General features: G+C 69.2%; 17 protein-coding genes and 4 tRNA genes. 2 read left to right on the top strand and 19 right to left on the bottom strand.

Going from position 1 to position 20,621, the window contains the following annotated elements; translation table 11 throughout:
- Positions 1-30: 30 nt before the first annotated feature.
- Both ACNI65_RS05335 and ACNI65_RS05330 read left to right on the top strand, forming a co-directional pair.
- Complete coding sequence (locus ACNI65_RS05335) at positions 31-561, top strand: DUF962 domain-containing protein (RefSeq protein WP_416761618.1); 531 nt, start codon at positions 31-33, stop codon at positions 559-561.
- Positions 562-702: 141 nt separating this feature from the next.
- Positions 703-1,131 carry a CBS domain-containing protein gene (locus ACNI65_RS05330; protein ID WP_416761616.1) on the top strand — a complete coding sequence of 143 codons (429 nt, stop codon included), beginning with the start codon at positions 703-705 and terminating at the stop codon, positions 1,129-1,131.
- Between the two features lie 7 nt (positions 1,132-1,138).
- Here the strand turns inward: ACNI65_RS05330 and ACNI65_RS05325 are convergent, their stop codons facing one another.
- From ACNI65_RS05325 to tolB, 19 genes are all read right to left on the bottom strand, one after another.
- Positions 1,139-1,717, bottom strand: coding sequence for a nitroreductase (locus ACNI65_RS05325; protein ID WP_416761615.1), 579 nt, complete (start codon positions 1,715-1,717; stop codon positions 1,139-1,141).
- Positions 1,718-1,742: 25 nt separating this feature from the next.
- Positions 1,743-3,446, bottom strand: a complete 1,704-nt coding sequence (gene phnE / locus ACNI65_RS05320; RefSeq protein WP_416761614.1) for a phosphonate ABC transporter, permease protein PhnE — start codon at positions 3,444-3,446, stop codon at positions 1,743-1,745.
- Positions 3,443-4,258, bottom strand: coding sequence for a phosphonate ABC transporter ATP-binding protein (locus tag ACNI65_RS05315; protein WP_416761612.1), 816 nt, complete (start codon positions 4,256-4,258; stop codon positions 3,443-3,445). The genes phnE and ACNI65_RS05315 overlap by 4 nt, the downstream gene beginning before the upstream one ends.
- A gap of 84 nt (positions 4,259-4,342) precedes the next feature.
- Complete coding sequence (locus ACNI65_RS05310) at positions 4,343-5,227, bottom strand: putative selenate ABC transporter substrate-binding protein (protein ID WP_416761610.1); 885 nt, start codon at positions 5,225-5,227, stop codon at positions 4,343-4,345.
- Between the two features lie 60 nt (positions 5,228-5,287).
- A tRNA-Sec gene (locus ACNI65_RS05305) sits at positions 5,288-5,383 on the bottom strand.
- 15 nt (positions 5,384-5,398) lie between these two features.
- A complete protein-coding gene (gene selB, locus ACNI65_RS05300) occupies positions 5,399-7,480 on the bottom strand; it encodes a selenocysteine-specific translation elongation factor (protein ID WP_416761608.1) in 2,082 nt (693 codons plus the stop codon).
- The gene (gene selA, locus ACNI65_RS05295) at positions 7,477-8,958 is read right to left on the bottom strand and encodes an L-seryl-tRNA(Sec) selenium transferase (protein WP_416761607.1); all 1,482 of its coding nucleotides are present in this window, start codon (positions 8,956-8,958) and stop codon (positions 7,477-7,479) included. The genes selB and selA overlap by 4 nt, the downstream gene beginning before the upstream one ends.
- A gap of 20 nt (positions 8,959-8,978) precedes the next feature.
- The gene (fdhE, locus tag ACNI65_RS05290; protein WP_416761606.1) at positions 8,979-10,073 is read right to left on the bottom strand and encodes a formate dehydrogenase accessory protein FdhE; all 1,095 of its coding nucleotides are present in this window, start codon (positions 10,071-10,073) and stop codon (positions 8,979-8,981) included.
- Positions 10,070-10,693 (bottom strand): formate dehydrogenase subunit gamma, encoded by a 624-nt coding sequence (locus ACNI65_RS05285; protein WP_416761604.1) that lies wholly within the window; start codon positions 10,691-10,693, stop codon positions 10,070-10,072. The genes fdhE and ACNI65_RS05285 overlap by 4 nt, the downstream gene beginning before the upstream one ends.
- Before the next feature lie 16 nt (positions 10,694-10,709).
- Positions 10,710-11,687, bottom strand: a complete 978-nt coding sequence (fdxH, locus tag ACNI65_RS05280) for a formate dehydrogenase subunit beta (RefSeq protein WP_416761602.1) — start codon at positions 11,685-11,687, stop codon at positions 10,710-10,712.
- 9 nt (positions 11,688-11,696) lie between these two features.
- The gene (gene fdnG, locus ACNI65_RS05275) at positions 11,697-14,765 is read right to left on the bottom strand and encodes a formate dehydrogenase-N subunit alpha (RefSeq protein WP_416761601.1); all 3,069 of its coding nucleotides are present in this window, start codon (positions 14,763-14,765) and stop codon (positions 11,697-11,699) included.
- A 235-nt stretch (positions 14,766-15,000) separates the two neighbouring features.
- Entirely contained in the window at positions 15,001-16,095 is a 1,095-nt protein-coding gene (apbC, locus tag ACNI65_RS05270) for an iron-sulfur cluster carrier protein ApbC (protein WP_416761599.1), read from the bottom strand.
- 136 nt (positions 16,096-16,231) lie between these two features.
- Positions 16,232-16,307: transfer RNA gene (locus ACNI65_RS05265), tRNA-Lys, on the bottom strand.
- A gap of 163 nt (positions 16,308-16,470) precedes the next feature.
- Positions 16,471-16,546 (bottom strand) — tRNA-Lys (locus tag ACNI65_RS05260).
- A 23-nt stretch (positions 16,547-16,569) separates the two neighbouring features.
- Positions 16,570-16,645: transfer RNA gene (locus ACNI65_RS05255), tRNA-Lys, on the bottom strand.
- 87 nt (positions 16,646-16,732) lie between these two features.
- Complete coding sequence (locus ACNI65_RS05250) at positions 16,733-17,524, bottom strand: ThiF family adenylyltransferase (RefSeq protein ID WP_416763577.1); 792 nt, start codon at positions 17,522-17,524, stop codon at positions 16,733-16,735.
- Between the two features lie 58 nt (positions 17,525-17,582).
- Positions 17,583-18,392 carry a tol-pal system protein YbgF gene (ybgF, locus tag ACNI65_RS05245; protein ID WP_416761598.1) on the bottom strand — a complete coding sequence of 270 codons (810 nt, stop codon included), beginning with the start codon at positions 18,390-18,392 and terminating at the stop codon, positions 17,583-17,585.
- Between the two features lie 9 nt (positions 18,393-18,401).
- Positions 18,402-18,932 carry a peptidoglycan-associated lipoprotein Pal gene (gene pal / locus ACNI65_RS05240; RefSeq protein WP_416761597.1) on the bottom strand — a complete coding sequence of 177 codons (531 nt, stop codon included), beginning with the start codon at positions 18,930-18,932 and terminating at the stop codon, positions 18,402-18,404.
- Positions 18,933-19,199: 267 nt separating this feature from the next.
- A complete protein-coding gene (gene tolB, locus ACNI65_RS05235) occupies positions 19,200-20,525 on the bottom strand; it encodes a Tol-Pal system beta propeller repeat protein TolB (RefSeq protein ID WP_416761596.1) in 1,326 nt (441 codons plus the stop codon).
- Between the last annotated feature and the right edge of the window lie 96 nt (positions 20,526-20,621).

The following is a 20,621-nucleotide window of genomic DNA, read 5'->3' as shown; positions in this document are numbered from 1 at the left end:
ATCACGACGACATCCCGCACGGAGACCGCCATGGCACGCCAAGCCACCGACCTGATGGCGCAATACGCCGCCTATCACCGCGACCGCAGAAACATCGCCACGCACTTCGTCGGCATCCCGCTGATCGTCTTCGCGATCGGCGTGCTGCTGGCGCGCGCGCAATTCCATGTCGCCGACTGGACCGTCTCGGCCGCCTGGCTGGTCTGGGGCGCGGCCACGATCTGGTACCTCACGCGGGGCAACCTGGTGCTGGGCCTGTCCACGGCGCTGGTCAACGCGGTGCTGATGGCGCTGGCGCATCCGCTGGCGGCCGGCTCCTTCGGCGGCTGGCTGGCCTGGGGCCTGGGCAGCTTCCTGGTCGGATGGATCATCCAGTTCATCGGTCACTATTACGAGGGTCGCAAGCCCGCGTTCATCGACGACCTGATCGGGCTGCTCGTGGGGCCGATGTTCGTCGTCGGCGAGGCGCTCTTCGCGATGGGCTGGGGCCGCGACCTGCTCGCCGAGATCGAGCGCCGCGCCGGTCCCACCCATCTGCGCGACCTCACCCACCCCGCCTGAGCGAGGGAGTCCACCCCCGCCTGATGGACGTCCCGACGACCTCCCCATTGTTGGGGGTCGGGTCTTGCAGGGGTTGCGGCGCGCCGCCAAGGCGCTTATCTTGGGTGTCCGAGTTCCGCCAGGATGTCGCCAGGAGGCCCCATGAAACCGGTGTCCGAACTGCTGAAGAACCGCGGACCGAGCGTCTGGCGCATCGCGCAAGAAGCCACGGTGTTCGATGCGCTGCACCTGCTCGCCGAGCACGACGTGGGCGCGCTGCTGGTGATGGAGGGCGAGCGGCTGCTCGGCATCTTCTCGGAGCGCGACTACACCCGCAAGATCGCGCTGCAGGGGCGCGATTCACGCAAGACGCAGGTCAAGGACGTCATGACGCCCAACGTGTTCGTCGTCAAGCCGAACACCGATTGCCGCGAATGCATGAGCCTGATGAGCCAGCGCAAGATCCGCCACCTGCCGGTGGTCGAGGGCGCCACCGTCGTGGGCATGCTGTCCATCCGCGACCTGATGGACAACATCATTGCCGACGATGAAATGACCATCGCGCAACTTCAGAGCTACATCTACGGCTGAGGGGGCTTCAGCCGCCCCAGAACTGCAGCGCCGCCTCCGCGCCCGCTTTCGGCGCGCGCGGCTTGGGCGGCTTGTCCGACGGCGCGGGCGTGCCCAGCGCGATCCAGCCGAGCAACATCTCACCGGGCTCGCAGAACGCCGCGATCAACCCCGGATCGCGCGCCTTCGCGCCGCTCAGCATCTTGCCGCCGAAGCCCAGCGCCTTCGCCGCGTTCAGGAAGTTTGTCAGTGCCCCGCCCGCGCAGGCCCATTGCTCATGCGCCGGCACCTGCGGATGCCCCAGGTCCAGCCGCACCACCACCGCCACCGTCATCGGCGGCTTCAGCGCGCGCTCCTCATCCATCGCGATGCCCGCGTCGTCCTTGCCGGCCCGGCGCGCGGCCTCGCCATACAGACGCGCCATCGCCGCGCGTGCCTCGCCGCGCACGACCTTGAACCGGAACGGCACCAGCCCCGCGTGATCGGGCGCATGCAGCGCGGCATCGACCATCAGCGCGAGTTGGGCGTCGTCCGGCGCGGGATCGACCAGGTACTTCGGTCCGACCGACGCGCGCGCGCGCAGCAGCGCCAAGGCTTGCTCGTTCATGGGGGCTCTCTTCAGCGAATCAGCTTCAACGGTTCAGCTTGCGTCGCGCCGCGTAGGAACAGGCATCGACGACCATCACCAGCGCCAGCATCGCCAGCACGACCGTGCCAGTCTCGCGCATCTGGAACAGGCTCAGGTGCAGGCTCAGCATCTGCCCGAGCCCGCCCGCGCCGACCACGCCCAGCACCGTCGCGGCGCGGATGTTGTTCTCCCAGCGGTAAAGCGTGTAGCTGAGCAGTTGCGGCGCGGCCTGCGGCAATGTCGCGAACGCGAAGACCTGCCAGCGCGACGCGCCCGCCCAGCGCAGGGCCTGGGCCGTCTGCGGCGGCGCGTTCTCGAGCGCCTCCGCCATCAGCCGCCCCAGCACCCCGGTCGTGTGCAGCGCCAGCGCCAGCGTGCCGGGCATCGGTCCCAGCCCCGCGGCCACCAGCAGGATGGACGCCCACACCAGCTCGGGCACGCTGCGCAGCGCGTTGAGCAGCCAGCGCGACAACCATCGGACCGGGCCGGGCGGTCGACTCGCCAGCAGCGCGATGGCGAGCCCCGCCACCGCGGCCAGCCCGCTGCCCATCGCGGACATCGCCAGTGTTTCCAGCGCGCCCTGGCCGATGCGGCTCAGGAAGGCCGGCGAGAGCTGCGGCGGGAAGAACTCGCCCAGGAATCGGCCCATCTGCGCCAGCGCGTCCCAGCCCAGCAGCTCGCCCCAGCGCAGCGGCAAGGTAAGCACGCTCGCCACCAGCAGCGCGAGCAGCCCCAGCAGCAGCACGCGCACGGACCAACGCGCCGGGGGGCGCATCGGCACCGGCCGGCTTGCGTCAACGTCCACGATCGGCGCACGCGCGCCGCGCGCGCCGCGATCAACGCCCTGCCCCGCCTCGCGCGCCGGCCGCAGCCAGGCGCTGACGCGGTCCGCGAGCGCCACCAGCGCGATGAAGATCAGCAGGATGGTCGCGACCTCGGACCCCGCGAACATCTTGGTCGCGTTGTCCAGTTGCTGGCCCAGCCCGCCCGCGCCGACGAACCCCAGCACGACCGAGGACCGGATCGCGCATTCCCAGCGGTAGACGGTGTAGCTGACCAGCTCATCCGCGCAGCCCGGCAGCGTGCCGAACAGCAGCGCCTGCAGGCGGCCCGCGCCGCCGCGCAGCAGCGCCTGCGTGGGCGCGGCGTCGGCGCTCTCCAGGATCTCGGCGTAGACCTTGCCCAGCATCCCGCCATAGGACAGCGCGATCGCCAGCACACCGGCACCCGGCCCCAGGCCGATCACCCGCACCAGCATCAGCGCCCACACGAGCTCCGGCACCGAGCGCAGCACGATCAGCACCAGGCGCACCGCTCCGCGCAGCAGCCCGCTGCCGCCGGCCATGCGGCCAGTGAGCGCGGACACCGACAGGCGCGCCGTCGCCAGCAGCGCCAGGGGCACGGCGATGACCCAGGCGAGCGCCAGCCCCACCGTGGCCATCGCCACCGTGCGCCAGGTGTCGGCGGCGAGCATCGTCAGGAACTCGAGGTCGACCCGCGGCGTGAGGAACTGCGCCGCGAAGCGACCGGTGGCGCGCAGGCTGCGCTCGTCCAGCAGCTCCCAGGGCCGGAACTCGCACCACACCAGCAGCGGCCACAGCAGCACCAGGATCGCCACCGTGAGCGCGACACGGCGCGCCCCGGCCGGATCGCGGCGCCAGGGGGCCTCGGATGCCTCGGACGCTCCGGCCCGCATCGCGGTGCTCATCGGCACATCGCCTGCGGCGGCGTGGCCGCCAGCGCTGCGTCCTGCGGCGCTGACGGGGGCTCATTGAGCAGGTCGGCATAGATCTCATCGAGCTGGCGCGCGCCCAGGCCCTGCGGCGGGCCGTCGTAGACCAGCCGGCCCTCGCGCAACGCGATCACGCGCGGGAACACGCGGCACGCGAGGTCCACCTGATGCAGGCTGCACACCAGCGTGCGGTCCTGCGCGCGAGCGGCGCCCTGCAGCACCGCCAACACGCGTTCCGCGCGCTGGGGATCCAGCGCGGACAGCGGCTCGTCGGCGAGCCACAAGCGCGCCTGCGACACCAGCAGCCGGGCGATGGCCACCCGCTGGCGCTCGCCGCCGGACAGCTGGTCCACGCGCGACCACAGCCGATCGCCGAGCTCCAGGCGGTCCAGCGCCTCGAAGGCGAGCCGGGCCTGCGCCTCGTCCGGGCTGAACAGCATGCGCAGGCTGCGCGCGAACGACGCGCCCGGCAGCCGCCCGGCCAGCACCGCGGTGGCCACGCGCTGGCGCGGCGGCAAGGGCGGCTGCTGCGGCGCGAGCATCAACTCGCGGCGCAGCCAGTGGCGATCGGACGAGGACATCGACCACGCGTCCTCACCCGCCAGCCGCAGCGATCCCGCCGCGGGCGCCAGCGCCAGCGCCATCGCGTGCAGCAGCGAGGTCTTGCCCGCCCCCGACGCGCCGATCAGCGCGACCTGCTCGCCCGCCTCGATGCGCAGCGACAAGGGCGCGACCAGCGTGCGCGCGCCGGCCTGCAGGTGCAGGCCATCCAACTCCAGCAAGGGCATCTCAGGGTCTCTGCGCGTGGTCGGTCACACGAGATCCGGTGACTCGAGATCCGGTCACTCGAGGTCGGGGCAATCGAGGTCCGGTCACTTGAGCAGGCCCGCGTTCTCGGCGGCGGCCTTGATGCCGGCGTAGTTCTCCGGCTGCGTCGGCACGAACTTGGTCGCGCGCTGCAGGTCCAGGATCTCCTTGCCCTCGGGCGTGGCCGCGTTGAGCTTCAGGAAGGCCGCCTTGAGCTTTTCCTTGAACGCGGCCGGCAGGTCGGCGTGCACGCTCCAGTTGTAGTCGTAATAGGCCGGGGTGGTGAAGAAGACCTTCACCGCGCCCGTGTCGACCTTCTTCTCGGCGACGAGCTTCTCCCACACCGAGATGTTGAGCGCGCCCGCGTCGACCTTGCCCGACGCGACGGCGGCCACGGTCGCGTCATGCGCGCCGGAGAAGGAGATGCGCTTGAGGTCGGTGTCGGGATTGATCTTCGCGGCCAGCAGGAAGGAGCGCGGCATCAGGTGGCCCGAGGTGGACGAGGCCGAGCCGAAGCTCAGCGTCTTGCCCTTGAGGTCCTCGAGCTTGTGGATGCCGGACTTGGCGTCGGTGATGAAGACGGAGCGGAACTTTTCGTCCTCCTCACGCTGCACGAGCGGGACGATCTTGCCGCCGGAGCGCACGTTGGCCTGGACGAAGGTGAAGCCGCCGAACCACGCGAGCTCGATCTTCTTGTTGACGACGGCCTCGACGGCGGCGGCGTAGTCGGTGACCGGGGTCCACTCGACCTTCACGCCGAGTTCCTTCTCGAGGTACTTGCCCAGCGGCGCGAACTTGCGGGCCAGCTCGGTCGGCGACTCGTCGGGGATGGCGGTCACGCGCAGGACCTGCGGCGACTGCGCCATCGCGGGGCCGACGGCCCCGGCGATCAGCGAGGCGGCGACGATTCCCTGCAGCGCACGGCTGACATGACGGAAGAGGCTAGGCATCAGAGGCTCCGTGGGTGGGTGAAGGATGAAGCGGCCAGGAAGAAGTCCTGGCAAGGGAAATGGCGGAAGGAAATGGGAGTCGAACCCACCCGACGGCGCGTGGCGCCATCCACCGGATTTGAAGTCCGGCCGATCCACCAGGATCGTTTTCCTTCCCTTGATCGGTCCTGCTCATGCGATCGCGGCGGCGTCGGCGCGCGGCGCGCCCTCGTCGTCGTCCTCGATGAACAGGCGGCAATCGGGCCGCAGCTTGTGCGCGTCGCCGACGCGTCGCAGCAGCCCGACCTTGTCGAAGAACTCCAGCACCTGGATCGCGCGCTTGCGTCCCAGGCCGCTGCGGTCGCGGAACTCCGCGGCCTTCACGTCGCCGTCGGCCGCCGAGTCCCGCGCGATGCGCGCGAGTTCCCGGATCGCCGGGGGCGCATAGTACAGATCCTTGACGACCTGGAACAGCTCCCCGCGTTGCGACAGCCGCGCCAGCGTCGTGCGCATCAGCGCCTCGGGCTCGTTGACGTCCTTGGCCAGGTCGCGCGCCCAGGCGCCCTCGAAGCCCGCCGACATCAGCCGTGGCCAGACCTTCTGCGCCAGGCGCTCATCCAGCGCGGACAGCTGCACGCCGTGTTCCGGCAGGTGCGCCGCCGCGCCGCTCAGCACGATGCGCCCATCGCCCGCGAGCCGCTGCGCGAGCGCGCGCCACAGCGGCTCGGCCATCCGCGGCGCGGTCAATCGACGCCAGCGTGCGAGGTCGGGGCCGAGCTCATCGGGCTGCACCGCGTGGTACGCGCGCAGCCGCTCCAGCGCGAGGCTTTCCCACTGCGCCGTCTGCACCGGGCCCAGGGCCCAGGCCGATCCGGCCGATCCCCCTGATCCCGCTGATCCGCCTGAGCCCCTCACCACGGCGAGGTCCGCGGGCAGTTGGCCGATCACGACGTCGATCGCCACGCCCTGCCCCGCCGCGAAGCGCGCCAGATCCACGCCCATCGGCGCCTGATCGAGCAGACCGGCCAGGCGTCGCGCCGGTGTCTCGGCGGTCAGCGCCCGCAACTCCGCCAGCCGCTGCGGCGTGCGCCGATAACGGGCCGGCGCCTGCGGGTCCAGCACGACGCCGCCGGCCAGCGCGCGCGTGGCCGACGCGTCGCGCAACACCACGCGATCGAAGGCCCACGCGCCGATCGGTCGATGCAGCACCAACTGCACGAAGGCCTCTTCGCCCGGGGCGAGCGCATCGATGGCGACGGGCGCGTCGAGGGCCTCGCCCGAGACTTCCCCCGCAACTTCTCCCGCGACTCTGCCCAGCACCGCCACCGAGCCCGTCACCTGATCGGCGCCCACATGCACGTGGACCACGACGCCGCTGCGCAGCGGCTTGCTCTCCTCGGACCAGAGCCGCAGCCGCGCGTCGAGCCGGTCGGTCCACTGGGCGATCGCGGGCGCGGCCAGCCATTGGCCGCGCTCGACATCGTCCTTGTCCAGCCCCACGAGGCCGATGGCCACGCGCTGGCCGGCGATCGCGCGCTCGGCCGCCGCGTTCTGCGCATGCAGGCTGCGCACGCGCGCGCGCCGCGGCGACTGGCCTTGCGCGGGCGGCAGCAGCAGGAGTTCATCCCCGATGGCGACCTCACCCGCATGGGCGGTGCCGGTGCACACGGTGCCCACGCCCGCGAGGCTGAACACGCGATCGACCGCGAGCCGGAAAGCCCGCGCGCCCACCTCGCCCGCCTCGCGCTCACCGTGCGCCGACAGCGCGCGCGCCTCGGCGACCAAATGCTCGCGCAACTCACGCACGCCCTCGCCCGCCGCGCCGGTCACTGCGGCGACCTCGAACACCGGCGCACCTGCGAGCGGCGTGCCCGCGAGCAGCGCGGCGATCTCCGCGCGCCGCACCGCGCGCGTGGCCGCATCGACGCGATCGCACTTGGTCAGCGCGACCGTGCCGTGGGCGATTCCCAGCAGGCTGAGCAACGCGAGGTGCTCGCGCGTCTGCGGCATCACGCCGTCGTCGGCGGCGACCAGCAGCAACGCGTGGTCGATGCCCGTCGCGCCCGACAGCATCGTGTGCACCAGCCGCTCATGGCCCGGCACGTCGACGAAGCCGATGCGATGCGTGGCGTCGACCTCCAGGAACGCATAGCCCAGCGCGATGCTGATGCCGCGCCGTTTCTCCTCGGGCAGCCGATCGGTGTCGACACCGGTCAGCGCCTGGACCAGCGTGGTCTTGCCGTGATCGATGTGGCCGGCCGTTCCGATGATCACGCCAGCGCCTCCCGCAGCACGGCGAGCTGGGCGATGAACTCGCCCTCCTCACGCGCCTCGTCCAGGCAGCGCAGGTCCAGCCAGAGCTCGTCGTTGCTCACCCGCGCGATGACCGGCAACGGCAGCGCGCGCAACGCGGTCTGCAGCTCGTCCAGCGCGCGGCCCAGGCCGCGCTTGCCCGGCAGTCGCGGCGTCAGCACCAGACCCGCCGACGGCAGCGTCTCCACCGGCAGCGAGCCCGAGCCGATCTGGCCGCGCATCGCGCTCACGCGCACCGAGAACCGCGGCGCGACCGCCGCCTCGACCCGCGCGAGCAGTCTCCCGGCCTGAGCCTCGATCTGATCGAGCGGGCGCGTCAGCAGCCGCAGCGTGGGCAGGTCCTGCGTCAGGCGGTCCGGCTGCAGGTACAGGCGCAGCGTGGCCTCCAGCGCCGCCAGCGGCAGCTTGGAAAGCCGCAGCGCGCGCTTCATCGGGAACTTGCGGATCTTCTGGATGAGGTCGCGGCGTCCGACGATCAGCCCCGCCTGCGGTCCGCCCAGCAGCTTGTCGCCGCTGAAGGTCACCACGTCGCAGCCGTCGGCCAGCATGCGCTGCGGCAGCGGCTCGGCGGGCAGGCCCCACTGCGCGAGGTCCACCAGCGAGCCGCTGCCCAGGTCCGTCATCAGCGGGACGCCCGCGGCCTTGGCGACCGGCGCGAGCTCCGCCTCGCTCACCGCCGAGGTGAAGCCCTGGATCGCGTAGTTGCTGGTGTGGACCTTCATCAGCAGCGCGGTCTTCGGGCCGATGGCGGCCTGGTAGTCGCGCAGGTGCGTGCGGTTGGTGGTGCCGATCTCGACCAGCGTCGCGCCGGCCGCCGTCATCACGTCGGGCATGCGGAAGGCGCCGCCGATCTCGACGAGCTCGCCGCGCGAGACCACCGCCTCCTTGCCGCCCGCCAGCGCGGCGATGCCCAGCAGTACCGCCGCGGCGTTGTTGTTGACCACCGTGGCCGCCTCGGCGCCGGTGATCTCGCACAGCAGCGATTCGACGAGGCTGTCGCGATCGCCGCGTTCGCCGCGCTCGAGGTCGAACTCCAGGTTGTTGGGCGAGCCCATGCACGCGAGCACCTGCCGCAGCGCCTCGTCGGCCAGCAGCGCGCGGCCCAGGTTGGTGTGCAGCACGGTGCCGGTCAGGTTGATCACGCGGCGCATGCGCGGCGCGAGGCGCTCGGCGCAGCGCTCGGCGAGCACCCGCGGCAGCTGGGCGAGCTCGTCTGCGGCGAGCGCGCCGTCGAGCGCCCGCTGGCGCCAGGCGTCGAGCAGCCGTCTGGCCTCGGCGGCGACGAAGGCATGGCCGTGACTGGCCATCAGGTGCGTCACCTCGGCGTCGCGCAGCACGCGATCGACGGACGGAAGATCCTTGGGAGCCGCCGGTGCTGTCACGGTCGCGGGGACCGTCGCAGCCCTTGCCGGGGAGCCTGCCGTCGGACCATGAACCATGGATGCCTCGGGCTTCATGCTCAGCGCCCTCCGGGATCGGGGGGCACGGCGCCGGCGCTGCCGGGCGGCGCGCCTGGCGCCGCATCGTGCGAGGCCTCCGCCTCGCCCAGGATCAGCATCGGATTGAAGCCCTGGCGCACCAGGCCGAGCTCGCCGACCAACAGGTCCAGCGTCAGCGTGGCGAGGTCGTCGGCCAGCGGCTCGACCTGCAGGTCCTTTTCCATGTGGACCTGCTTGAGGTAATGCCCGCAGGTCTCGCAGCACTCGGCGGCCACGGCCTCGGCCTTGCGGCCGTCGTCATCGACCAGCGTCTGGAAGCTGATGCCCTTGGTGCCCTGGCAATGCGTGCACTTGATGCGCACGTAATGCCATTGCGAGCCGCACAGCGAGCAAGCCAGGAAGCGCTGCCCGGACTGCTCCGCCGCGATGCGCGTGATCGAGGCCACCGGCCGCGAGCCGCAGCACGGGCAGACCGTCGGGTCGTCGATCATGCCGAAGGGCGCGACGTGCTCGCCCTGGTCGCTCTGCTCGTAACGCTGCTGCAGCTGCATCACGAGCCGCGTCGCGTGCACCTGCAGCGCCGCGGCGATCAACGGCGCCGCGGCCGGATCCAGGCCCGGTCCGCCGCCAGCCAGCAGCGCCGTGGCCTGCTGTTCCAGCCAGTCCGTGTCCGCCTGGGCCAGCCGCGCCACGAGCGCCTTCGCAGGCTCGGGGATCGAAGCCCGGGCCAGGGCCTCGAGCAGCGCCCGCAGTTCCTCGCGCCACACGGCGTCGCGGACCAGCGTCATCGGCTCCAGCGGCGGCAGCCCGCCGACCATCGCGCCGTTGACCAGCACCTCGTCGGGCAGGCGCAGCGCGCGCGGCCGGCTCAGCAGTTCATGCTGACGCTGCGCGAGCTCGGCGACGAACAGCAGGTAGTCCCGCATCGCGTGGCCCTCGGCGAGCTGTCGCAGCCGCAGCGCGCGGTCGGCGAAGAGACCGGGTTCGGGCACCTTGACCGGCGCGACGCGCGGGCCGGCGTTGACCGCGATCTCTTCCGGGGACATCACCCGGATCGGGCGGGTGCCGCCGGTGCTGCCGGTGTCGCTGCTGCTGCTGCTGCTGGTGGGGCTCATGCGGGGGGACGCTCCTTCGCTTCCTTGTGCCACAACGGATGATGGTGCGCGGCCCAGGTGTCGGTGACTGTGCCACGGGTCATCGCCCGGAACGAGCCCTTGACCCAGATCGCGGCGTAGACATGGATGATGATCGTCAGGATCAGGATCGCCGCCGACGCCGAGTGCAGCACCACCGCGATGCGCCGCATCAGGATGTTGCCGTCAGGGAACCAGGCGTGCCAGAACATGAAGCCGGTCACCAGCAGGATCAGCAGCGACACGACCATCACCCAGAACACGATCTTCTGACCGGCGTTGTATTTCGCCGCCGGCTGCACGCCCTGCTTGTGCGCGCCGGAGATCATCGCGGGGCTCTCCTTCATCCAGCGCGAATCGACCTCGGTCCAGAGGTTGTCGCGCCACATCGTCACCGCCAGGAAGGCGAACGCGATCACCATGCCCAGGCCCATGTAAGGGTGCAGCACGCGCGTCCAGGGCCCGCCCCCGAAGAGGTTGCTCAGGAAGAAGAGACTCGGGTGGAAGAAGGCCAGGCCCGAGAGCCCGGCGCACAGGAACAGCAGCACGACCAGCCAGTGGTTCAGACGCTGGCCGTCGCGATAGCGTTGCAGCAATGCCATGTCGTTCTCCCGGGGTTCAGAGACCGCCGCCGGCGGGCGGCACCGAGCCGTCTCGCCGGTCGCGCACGAGCGGATCGTCCGGCTCGCCGCGCTTCAGGCGCTCGTAGGCCAGTTCCTCGTCGGGATCGGGCTCGTCGTGTTCCGTCTTCTGCGGGCCGACCTTCATGTAATGGAAGAAGCCCGCCACCGCCGCGCCGATCATCGCGGCCACCGCCAGCGGCTTGGCCGCGCCCTTCCACAGCGACACCAGCGGGCTGATCTGCGGATCCTTGGGCAGGCCGTGATACAGCGTGGGCTGGTCCGCGTGCTGCAGCACGTACATCACATGCGTCCCACCGACGCCCTGCGGGTCATAGACCCCAGCGTTCTGATACCCGCGCTCCTTCAGGTCGACGATGCGCTCGGCGGCGAACTCGTGCATGTCCTCCTTGGATCCGAAACGGATCGCACCGGTCGGACAGGCCTTCACGCAGGCCGGTTCCAGGCCCACGCCGACGCGGTCCGAGCACAGGCTGCACTTGTAGGCCTTGTTGTCGGCCTTGCTGATGCGCGGCACGTCGAACGGGCAGCCCGTCACGCAGTTGCCGCAACCGATGCAGTGCTCGGAGATGAAGTCGACGATGCCGTTCTGGTACTTCACGATCGCGCCCGGCGCCGGACAGCTCTTGAGGCAGCCCGGATCCTGGCAATGCATGCAGCCGTCCTTGCGGATCAGCCATTCGAGCTTGTTCTCGACGACCTCCACCTCGGAGAAGCGCATCACCGTCCAGGACTGCGGCGTCAGGTCACGCGGGTTGTCGTAGGTGCCGTGGGTCTCGCCGACGTCGTCGCGCAGGTCGTTCCACTGCATGCAGGCGACCTGGCAGGCCTTGCAGCCGATGCACGAGGACACGTCGATCAGCTTGGCGACCTCGGGCGTGGTGCGCCGCGCGTCGGGACTGGGCAGCGTCGTGGCCGAGCGCAGGGCGATGTCGAGGGATTGCAATGAAGACATGGCGGTTCCTCAAGCTTTCTCGATGTTGACGGTGAAGCTCTTGAACTCCGGCGTCTGGGTGTTGGCGTCCCCCACGAACGGGGTCAGCGTGTTCACCAGATAACCGGGCTTGGCCACACCGACGAAGCCCCAGTGGTTGGGCAGGCCCACGGTGTGGACCCGCTTGCCGCCGACATCCAGCGACGCCACGCGCTTGGTCACCACGCACACGGCCTTGATGAAGCCGCGGTTGGAACTGACCTTCACCTGATCGCCATTGGCGATCCCCTTCTCCTTGGCGAGTTCCTCGCCGATCTCGACGAACTGCTGCGGCTGGATCACGGCGCTGGTGCGCACGTTCTTGGTCCAGTAATGGAAGTGCTCGGTGAGCCGGTAGCTCGTGGCCACGTACGGGAACTTGTCCGGCTTGCCGAAGGCCTCGCGGTCGCCCTTGAACACCCGCCCCGCGGGGTTGTTCATCGCCTTGGGGTTGTTGGGGTGCATCGGGTTGACCGTCAGCGGCGACTCGAAGGGCTCGTAATGCTCGGGCAGCGGACCGTCGACCATGCCGCTGGGCGCGAACAGGCGCGCCACGCCTTCGGCGGTCATGATGAACGGCCGCACCGCGTCCTCATCGTTCGGATTGGCATCCGGACGGATGTCGGGCACGTCGGAGCCGCCCCACTTGTCGGTGAAGCTCACCAGCCGCCGCTTCGGATTCCACGGCTTGCCGGTCGGGTCGCAGGACGCGGCGTTGTAGAGCACGCGCCGGTTCGCCGGCCAGGCCCAGGCCCAGTTCAGCGTCTGGCCGATACCCCACGGATCGCTGTTGTCGCGCCGGGCCATCTGGTTGCCGGCCTGCGTCCACGCGCCCGTGTAGATCCAGCAGCCGCTAGAGGTGCTGCCGTCGTCGCGCAGCAGGCCGAAGCCCGAGAGCTGCTCGCCGGCCTTGGCCAGCACCTTGGTCGGATCCTTCGGATCGGTGACGTCGGCCAGCGCCTTGCCGTTGAACTCCATCGCGAGCTCCTCGGCCGAGGGGCTGTTCGGGATCTTGTAGGGCCAGTTCAGGTTGACGATCGGATCGGGGAAGGCGCCACCGTCCTTCACGTACAGCGCGCGCAGGCGCAGGAAGATCTCCGCGATGATTTCCGCGTCGCCCTTGGCCTCGCCGGGAGGCTCGGCGCCCTTCCAGTGCCACTGCAGCCAGCGCCCGGAGTTGGTCAGCGAGCCGTCCTCCTCCGCGAAGCAGGTGCTCGGGAAGCGGAAGACCACGGTCTGGATGTCCTCGCTCTTCACGTCGTTGTGCTCGCCGTAGTTCTTCCAGAACTCGGCGGTCTCGGTGTTGAGCGGGTCGATGATCGCGAGGAACTTCAGCTTGGACAGCCCGTCCACGACCTTCTTCTTGTTGGGGAAGGACCCCACCGGGTTGAAGCCCTGGCAGATGTAGCCGTTGACCTTGCCCTGGTTCATGAGCTCGAAGGCCTGCAGCACGTCGTAGCCCTTGTCCCACTTGGGCAGGTAGTGGAAGGCCCAGTCGTTCTCCTTGGTCGCGGCCTTGCCCCACCACGCCTTCTGCTGGCTGACGAAGAACTTCGGATAGTTCTGCCAGAAGCTCATCTGGTTGGGACGGAGGGCTTTCAGCGCGCGGGTCTTGTAGTACGTCTCGAGGTCCTGCTCCGAGTCCCGCGCCAGCGACATGTAGCCCGTCAGCGACGTGGACAGCAGCCCCAGGTCCGTGAGGCCCTGGATGTTGCTGTGACCGCGCAGCGCGTTCATGCCGCCGCCGGGCTGGCCGATGTTGCCCAGCAGCAGCTGCACCAGCGCGCCGGTGCGGATGATCTGCGAGCCCTGGCTGTGCTGCGTCCACCCGAGCGCGTACATGATCGTCATGACCTTGCCCGGCACCGAGGTCTCGGCGATCTGGCGGCAGATCTCGACGAACTTGTCCTTGGGCGTGCCGGTGATCTCGCTGACCTTCTCCGGCGTGTAGCGCGCGTAATGCTGCTTCATGACGTTGAGCACGCAGCGCGGATGCTGCATCGTCATGTCGACCTTGGCGAAGCCCTTGTCGTCCATCTCGTAGGCCCAGGACGCGTTGTTGTACGCGCGCTTGGCCTCGTCATAGCCCGAGAACAGGCCGTCCTCGAACTTGTAGCCCTCATTGATGATGAACGTGGCGTTGGTGTAGTTGCGGACGTACTCCGTCTGGATCTTGTTGTTGCTCAGCAGGTAGTTGAGGACGCCGCCCAGGAAGGCGATGTCGGACCCCGCGCGGATGGGCGCGTAGTAGTCGCTCATCGCCGCCGACCGCGTGAAGCGCGGATCGACCACGATCAGCCGGGCCTTGTTGTGATGCTTGGCCTCGATCACCCACTTGAAGCCGCACGGATGCGCCTCGGCGGCATTGCCGCCCATGATCAGCACGAGATCGGCGTTCTTGATGTCCACCCAGTGGTTGGTCATCGCACCGCGGCCGAACGTCGGGGCCAGACTGGCCACCGTCGGTCCGTGTCAAACGCGGGCCTGGTTGTCGAACGCGAGCATCCCCGTCGAGCGCATCGCCTTGTGGGTGATGTAGCCCGACTCGTTGGACGAGGCCGACGCGCAGATCATGCCGCTGGACAACCAGCGGTTCACGGTCTTGCCGTCGGCATTGGTGGCGATGAAGTTGGCGTCGCGGTCCGCCTTGAGCAGCTTGACGAAGCGCGTCATCGCCTCGTCCCAGCTCACGCGCTTCCACTCCTTGGCGCCCGCCTCGCGGATCTCCGGGTACTTCAGCCGGTTGGGGCTGTGCACGAAGTCCAGCAGGCCCGCGCCCTTCGGGCACAGCGTGCCGCGATTGACGGGGTGATCGGGGTCGCCCTCGATGTGGATGATCTCCGGGGTGACGTTCTTCGCCTTGTCCCCGAGGGAGTACATGATGATCCCGCAGCCCACCGAGCAGTAGGGGCAGGTGTTGCGGGTCTCGGTCGCCCGGGCGAGCTTGAACTGGCGTGTCTCGGCCAGCGCAGCGGTTGGAGAGAATCCCAACGCGACGAGGCTGGAGCCCATGACGGCCGCCCCGCTCACCCGGAAGAAATGCCTCCGGTGCATGTCCATCTTGTGCCTCCTGGGTCCGGCGTCGTTGCCGGCCTGGGTGAATCGCACGACCGTCACGCGGCCCGTCCGGTTATTTCGGCACAAACGCCGCGCTTTGTCCAATACGGAGTCACCCTCTGAACCAAGGGAGAACCGCAGCGCGCACGAGCTTTGATGGAGGTTTTATCTGCGGTATCCGCGTGGTGCGGCGCAGCATACGCAGGCAGGGGGCATCGACCGCCCCTCGCCCACGGGGTCAGGTGTTCTTCGAGATCGTGATCGTCGGGAACTTCGACGAGTAATCCTTGGCCTGACCGGCCAGCTTCACCGCGATCTTGCGGGCGATCTGGCGATAGGCCTGCGCATGCGGGCCGTCGGGTTCGGCGACCACCGTCGGCTTGCCGCTGTCGGCCTGCTCGCGGATGGACAGCGCCAGCGGCAGCGAGCCCAGCAGCTCCTGGCTGTACTGGTCCGCCATGCGCTGACCGCCGCCGCTGCCGAAGATGTGCTCGGCGTGGCCGCAGTTGCTGCAGATGTGGATGGCCATGTTCTCGACGATGCCGAGGATCGGCACACCGACCTTCTCGAACATCTTCAGGCCCTTCTTCGCGTCGATCAGTGCGATGTCCTGCGGCGTGGTGACGATCACCGCGCCGCTCACCGGCACGCGTTGCGACAGGGTCAGCTGGATGTCGCCGGTGCCCGGGGGCATGTCGATCACGAGGTAGTCCAGGTCGCGCCAGCGCGTCTGGCGCAGCAGCTGCTCCAGCGCCTGCGTGGCCATCGGGCCGCGCCAGACCATCGCCTGGTCGTCCTCGACCAGGAAACCGATCGACATCAGCTGCAGGCCGTGCGATTCCAGCGGCTCCATCGTCTGGCCGTCGGTGCTTTCCGGGCGGCCGTGGATGCCCATCATCAGCGGCAGGCTGGGGCCGTAGATGTCCGCGTCCAGCAGACCGACCGTGGCGCCCTCGGCGGCCAGCGCCAGTGCGAGGTTGGCCGCGGTCGTGCTCTTGCCCACGCCGCCCTTGCCGGAGGCAACCGCGATGATGTTCTTCACGCCGGGCAGCAGCTGCACGCCGCGCTGCACCGCATGCGCGATGACCTTGCTGGACATCGTCACGCTGACGTTGCCCACGCCCGGCACCGAGCGCGCCGCCGCCACCAGCGCCGCGCGCAGCGCGTCGACCTGGCTGGCCGCGGGATAGCCCAGCTCGACGTCGAAGCTCACGGCGTCGCCCTGCACCTTCATGTTGCGGAGCTGCCGCGTGGAGATGAAGTCGCGGCCGGTGTTCGGGTCGATGACCTGTTGCAGCGCCTGCAGCAACGCGGGTTCGTGGATCTGGGACATGGGCGGGGATCTGGCGATCGAAGGAAGGACGGCAGTCTAGCCGAGCAGGCCATTCCTGGTCCGCCGCGGACATACTCGAGGAAACTCGCGCGCAAATGGCAAAAGGGGTTGCAGCACTGCTGCAACCCCTTTTATCTGGTGGGCCCTGAAGGATTCGAACCTTCGACCAACGGATTAAGAGTCCGCTGCTCTACCAACTGAGCTAAGAGCCCCAAATTCTCTTCGTCTCGTGCGATTCTGCTGAATCACGCGAAGCCGAGATTATGTCAGATATTCAGTTCGCTGGGAACCTATTCCTTGCTGACTTCGTTTCATCGTCCATGAATCGCACGCGTGTCGCGCTTGTTTCAATCCGACGCCTCGACAAGGAGAGGTTGGTGGGCCCTGAAGGATTCGAACCTTCGACCAACGGATTAAGAGTCCGCTGCTCTACCAACTGAGCTAAGAGCCCCCGAGAAAACCAACTGAAGCAGGTGGTGGGTCGTGCAGGATTCGAACCTGCGACCAACGGATTAAAAGTCCGCTGCTCTACCGACTGAGCTAACGACCCGAAGCCGTACTTCAAGCAGCGAAGGCCAAGTTGCCTTGACCTTCCCTACTGCGCTTCGAGGTGTTTGCCCCTCAGCAGAGCCTCACATTATAGGACGGTTTTTTGCGGTCGCGCAAGTGTCTTCAAATATCGCCGAACCAGCTCCGCGGCAGCGACCATGCCGAAGCCGGCGGTGACCGCCACGCTCGATCCGTAGCCGTGGCAATTCAGGTTGCCGTCGAGGTCGCAGGCGTCCACGCCGGCGGGGCGCGTGACGGGCTCGCGCGAGAACACGCAGCTCACGTCCATCTTTCCCTGGCGCGGCGCGGCGTGGAACTTGCGCAGCCGCTGGCGCAGGCTGGACAGCAGCGGATCGTGCGTGGTCTCGGACAGATCCAGGATCTCGACGTCCTGCGGCCGATGCTTGCCGCCGGCCGCGCCGATGCAGACCTGCGGCAGCTTGAGCGCCCTCGCCCACGCCGCGATCTGCGCCTTCGCGCGGACCTGGTCGCAGGCGTCGACGACGCCATCCACCGCCACGTCGCCCAGCAGCGCGGGCCAGTTCTGCTCGTCGACGAAATCCTCGATCGTGAGGACCTCGCAACCGGGGTGGATGTCGGCGATGCGCTGCTTGAGCGCCTCGGCCTTGGCCATGCCCAGCGTGCTGCCGAGCGCCTGCACCTGGCGGTTGATGTTGGATTCGGCCACGTGGTCCAGATCGACCAGCACCAGCCGCGCCACGCCCATGCGGGCCAGCGCCTCGACGACCCACGACCCCACGCCGCCCAGTCCGACGACGCAGAAGCGCGCCGCGCGCAGCCGCGCGTAGTCGCGTTCACCGTGCAGGCGGCGCAGGCCGCCGAAGCGGCGCTCGGCGTCCGCGTCCGGGCCGGAGTCGATGGCGGTGGCGACGGCGCCGTCGGCCGTCGTGTCGGAGGTAGTCTCCACGGGGAACCGCTCAGCGCAGGCCGGCCGCGCGTTCCTTGGCGGCCTTGGCCGCTTCGCTGCCCGGATACGCCTTCTGCAGGTCGTCCAGCGTCTTGCGGGCGCTCTTGGTGTCCTTGAGCTCGATCTGGCAGTTGGCGATCGCCAGCAGGCTTTCCGCGGCGCGCGGATGTTCCGGGTTGGCGGCGACGAAGCCCTTGAAGGTCGCGATCGCGCCCTTGTAGTCGCGCTTGCCGTATTGGGCATTGCCCAGCCAGAAGCGCACCGAGTCGGAGAAACCGCTCGCCGGGAAACGCTGCAGGAAGGACGAGAACGCGGACACCGCCTCGTTGAAGTCACCGCGGCGGATCAGGCCCATCGCGGCATCGAACTGGCGCTTCTCTTCCGGATCGGCCTGGAATTCCTTGCCGTCCAGCGACACCTTCTGCGGCTCCAGCGGGCGCAGCCGGTTGTCCAGCGTGGCCGACTGGTCGGCCACCTTGCGTTGGGTCTCGGACAGATCGCGCGCCAGCTGTTCGTTCTGGCCGCGCATGCGGGCCAGGTCGGACTTCAGCGCCTCGATCTGTCCGGACAGATCCAGCAGACCGCGCCGGGCGGTCTCGAGCTGGTTCTGCAGGTCGGTGAGGCGGGCACGCTGCGCGTCATCGTTCTGCGCCATCTTCGTGCGCAGGTCGAGGATGGCCTTGCGGGCCTCGTCGTCCTCGAACAGCGCCGCCCGCGCGGGGCCGGCGGCGCTCAGCGCCAGCAGCACGCCGAGCAGCGCGGCCTTGGCCACGGCGGTCGGCGAGGACGGGAAGGAACGAGTGATTCGCAGCATGCTCATGTCACCGGATTACTTGTCGCGCAGTTCGACGCGACGGTTCTTGGCCCAGGCTTCCTCGTTGTGGCCCGGATCGACCGGACGCTCCTTGCCGAAGCTCACCGGCTCGACCTGGGTCGAGGCGACGCCCAGCAGGGTCAGCGACTTGGCGACGGCTTCCGCGCGCTTCTGGCCCAGGGCCAGGTTGTACTCGCGGCCGCCGCGCTCGTCGGCGTGACCTTCCAGGCTCAGGGCCAGCGTCTTCTTGTTGTTCAGGCGCTTGGCGTGGGCCTCGATCAGGCCACGGTACTCGTCCTTGACGACGAAGCTGTCGAAGTCGAACAGCACCACGCGCTGGTTGGACACGGCGGCGTCGTACTGGGCGCCCAGGTCAACGGTCTGCACCGGACGCTGGCCGGCGTTGTCGGTCGTCGGCGTGGACGGCGTGGCGGTCTGCACCGGCGCCTTGGTCTCGGTCGGGGTGGTCTCGTCGAGCTTGGTCGAGCTGCAGGCGGACAGGGCGGCCGCGGCCACCAGGCCCAGCATCAGTTTTTCGAATTTCATGGACAAGCGCTCCTATGGGTCAAAGCGGGGCAGGTTGAGGGCAGGTCTTGGCGGTCGGACAGCACCGCCGGTGAAGCCGCGGGAGAAAACAGCAATTGTGGATCATCGGCTAACACATTCGCGTGGCGTACTGCTGCGCGCGAACGCTTGGCCGACACATCGCGCTCATGGCTCGCACGAGACGGGCGAAGCGCGACGCCAACGTAGGCAATCCGTGTGCCTGACGTTGGGAGATCCTCGGTTTTATCGAAGGAAATCAAGCGGGGCTCAGTTGCCGTACGGGCCCCAGGCCGGCTCGCGGATGTCGGAGACGCCCGGCGTGGCCAGCTTGGCCTTGACCTTGCCGTCCAGCGTCGTGGTCATCAGCACGTCGCGGCCGCCGGCGCGTGTCGCGTAGACGATCAGCTTGCCGTTGGGCGCGAAGCTCGGGCTTTCGTCCTCGGTGGTGTCGGTGATCTGCTGGACCTGCTGGCTGCCGAGGTCCATCACGCACAGCTTGAAGGTGCCGCCGCCGACGCGGGTCACGTAGGCCATCGTGCGGCCGTCGGGACTGATCGACGGGCTGATGTTGTAGTTGCCGCTGAAGGTCACGCGATCGGCGCTGCCGCCGCCGGCGGGCATGCGATAGATCTGCGGCGCGCCGCCCCGGTCGCTGACGAAGTAGATCTGCGCGCCGTCGGGCGAGAAGGTCGCCTCGGTGTCGATGGCGGAGGTCTGCGTCAGGCGCTTGGCGCCCGAGCCGTCCTTGTTGATCAGGTACAGCTGCGAGCCGCCCTCGCGCGACAGCGTCACCACGAGTTGCTGCCCGTTGGGCGAGAACGACGGGGCGCTGTTGGTGCCGCGGAAGTCCGCCACCTTGCGGCGCTTGCCGCTGCGCAGGTCCTGGATCCAGACGACCGCCTTGCGCGATTCGAAGCTGACGTAGGCGACCTCGTTGCCGTCCGGCGACCAGGCCGGCGAGATGATGGCCTCGGGGCTGTTGAGCACGGTCTGCTCGCCCTCGCCGTCCGCGTCGGCGACGCGCAGCGAGTAGCGCGGACCGGCCTTGTTCACGTAGACCAGGCGCGTGGCGAAGACGCCGCGCTCGCCGGTGAGCTTCTGGTAGATCGTGTCGGCGATCTTGTGCGCGGCCAGGCGCAGGTCGGCGGCGACCACCGGCACGCTCTCGCTGCCCAGGTCCGAGCCCTTGATCACGTCCCACAGGCGGTAGCGCACGTCGAAGCGGCCGTCGGCCAGGCGCGTGGCGGAGCCGGCGGCCAGCGCGTCGGCGGCGCGCGAGCGCCAGTCGGAGAACTGCGGCTGCGAGGTCTCGGTCATGCCGGCCTGGCCGGGCACGAGGCTGAAGCGGCCGCTGCGCTCCAGATCGGCGCGGATGATGGCCGCCAGCGGCTGGCCGGTGGCGGCCTCGTTGTTGAAATCGCTGATGGCGATGGGCACGCGGGTGGCGCCCACGCCGGAGATCTCGACCCGGAACTGCGCCCACGAGGGCAGCGCGACACCGGCGGCCAGGCCGCCGAGCAGTCCGCGGCGCGTCAATGCGCCGGCGCTCGAGGAAAGAAGAGCGGAAGGGGTGGCGGTCGTCTTGTTGCTCATCGGCTTGCGGGGCGAATGGAGCCCTGATTGTGCCCGACGCCAATGAAGGCGTTTCGAGGCGGGAAGGACGCGAGTTACAAACGGCAAGCCTTCAGC

It is taken from the genome of Roseateles sp. So40a (assembly GCF_048081605.1).
Lineage (GTDB): Bacteria > Pseudomonadota > Gammaproteobacteria > Burkholderiales > Burkholderiaceae_C > Roseateles.
Note: the sequence above shows the minus strand (reverse complement) of the source record. Positions and strands in the feature narration are given on the sequence as shown.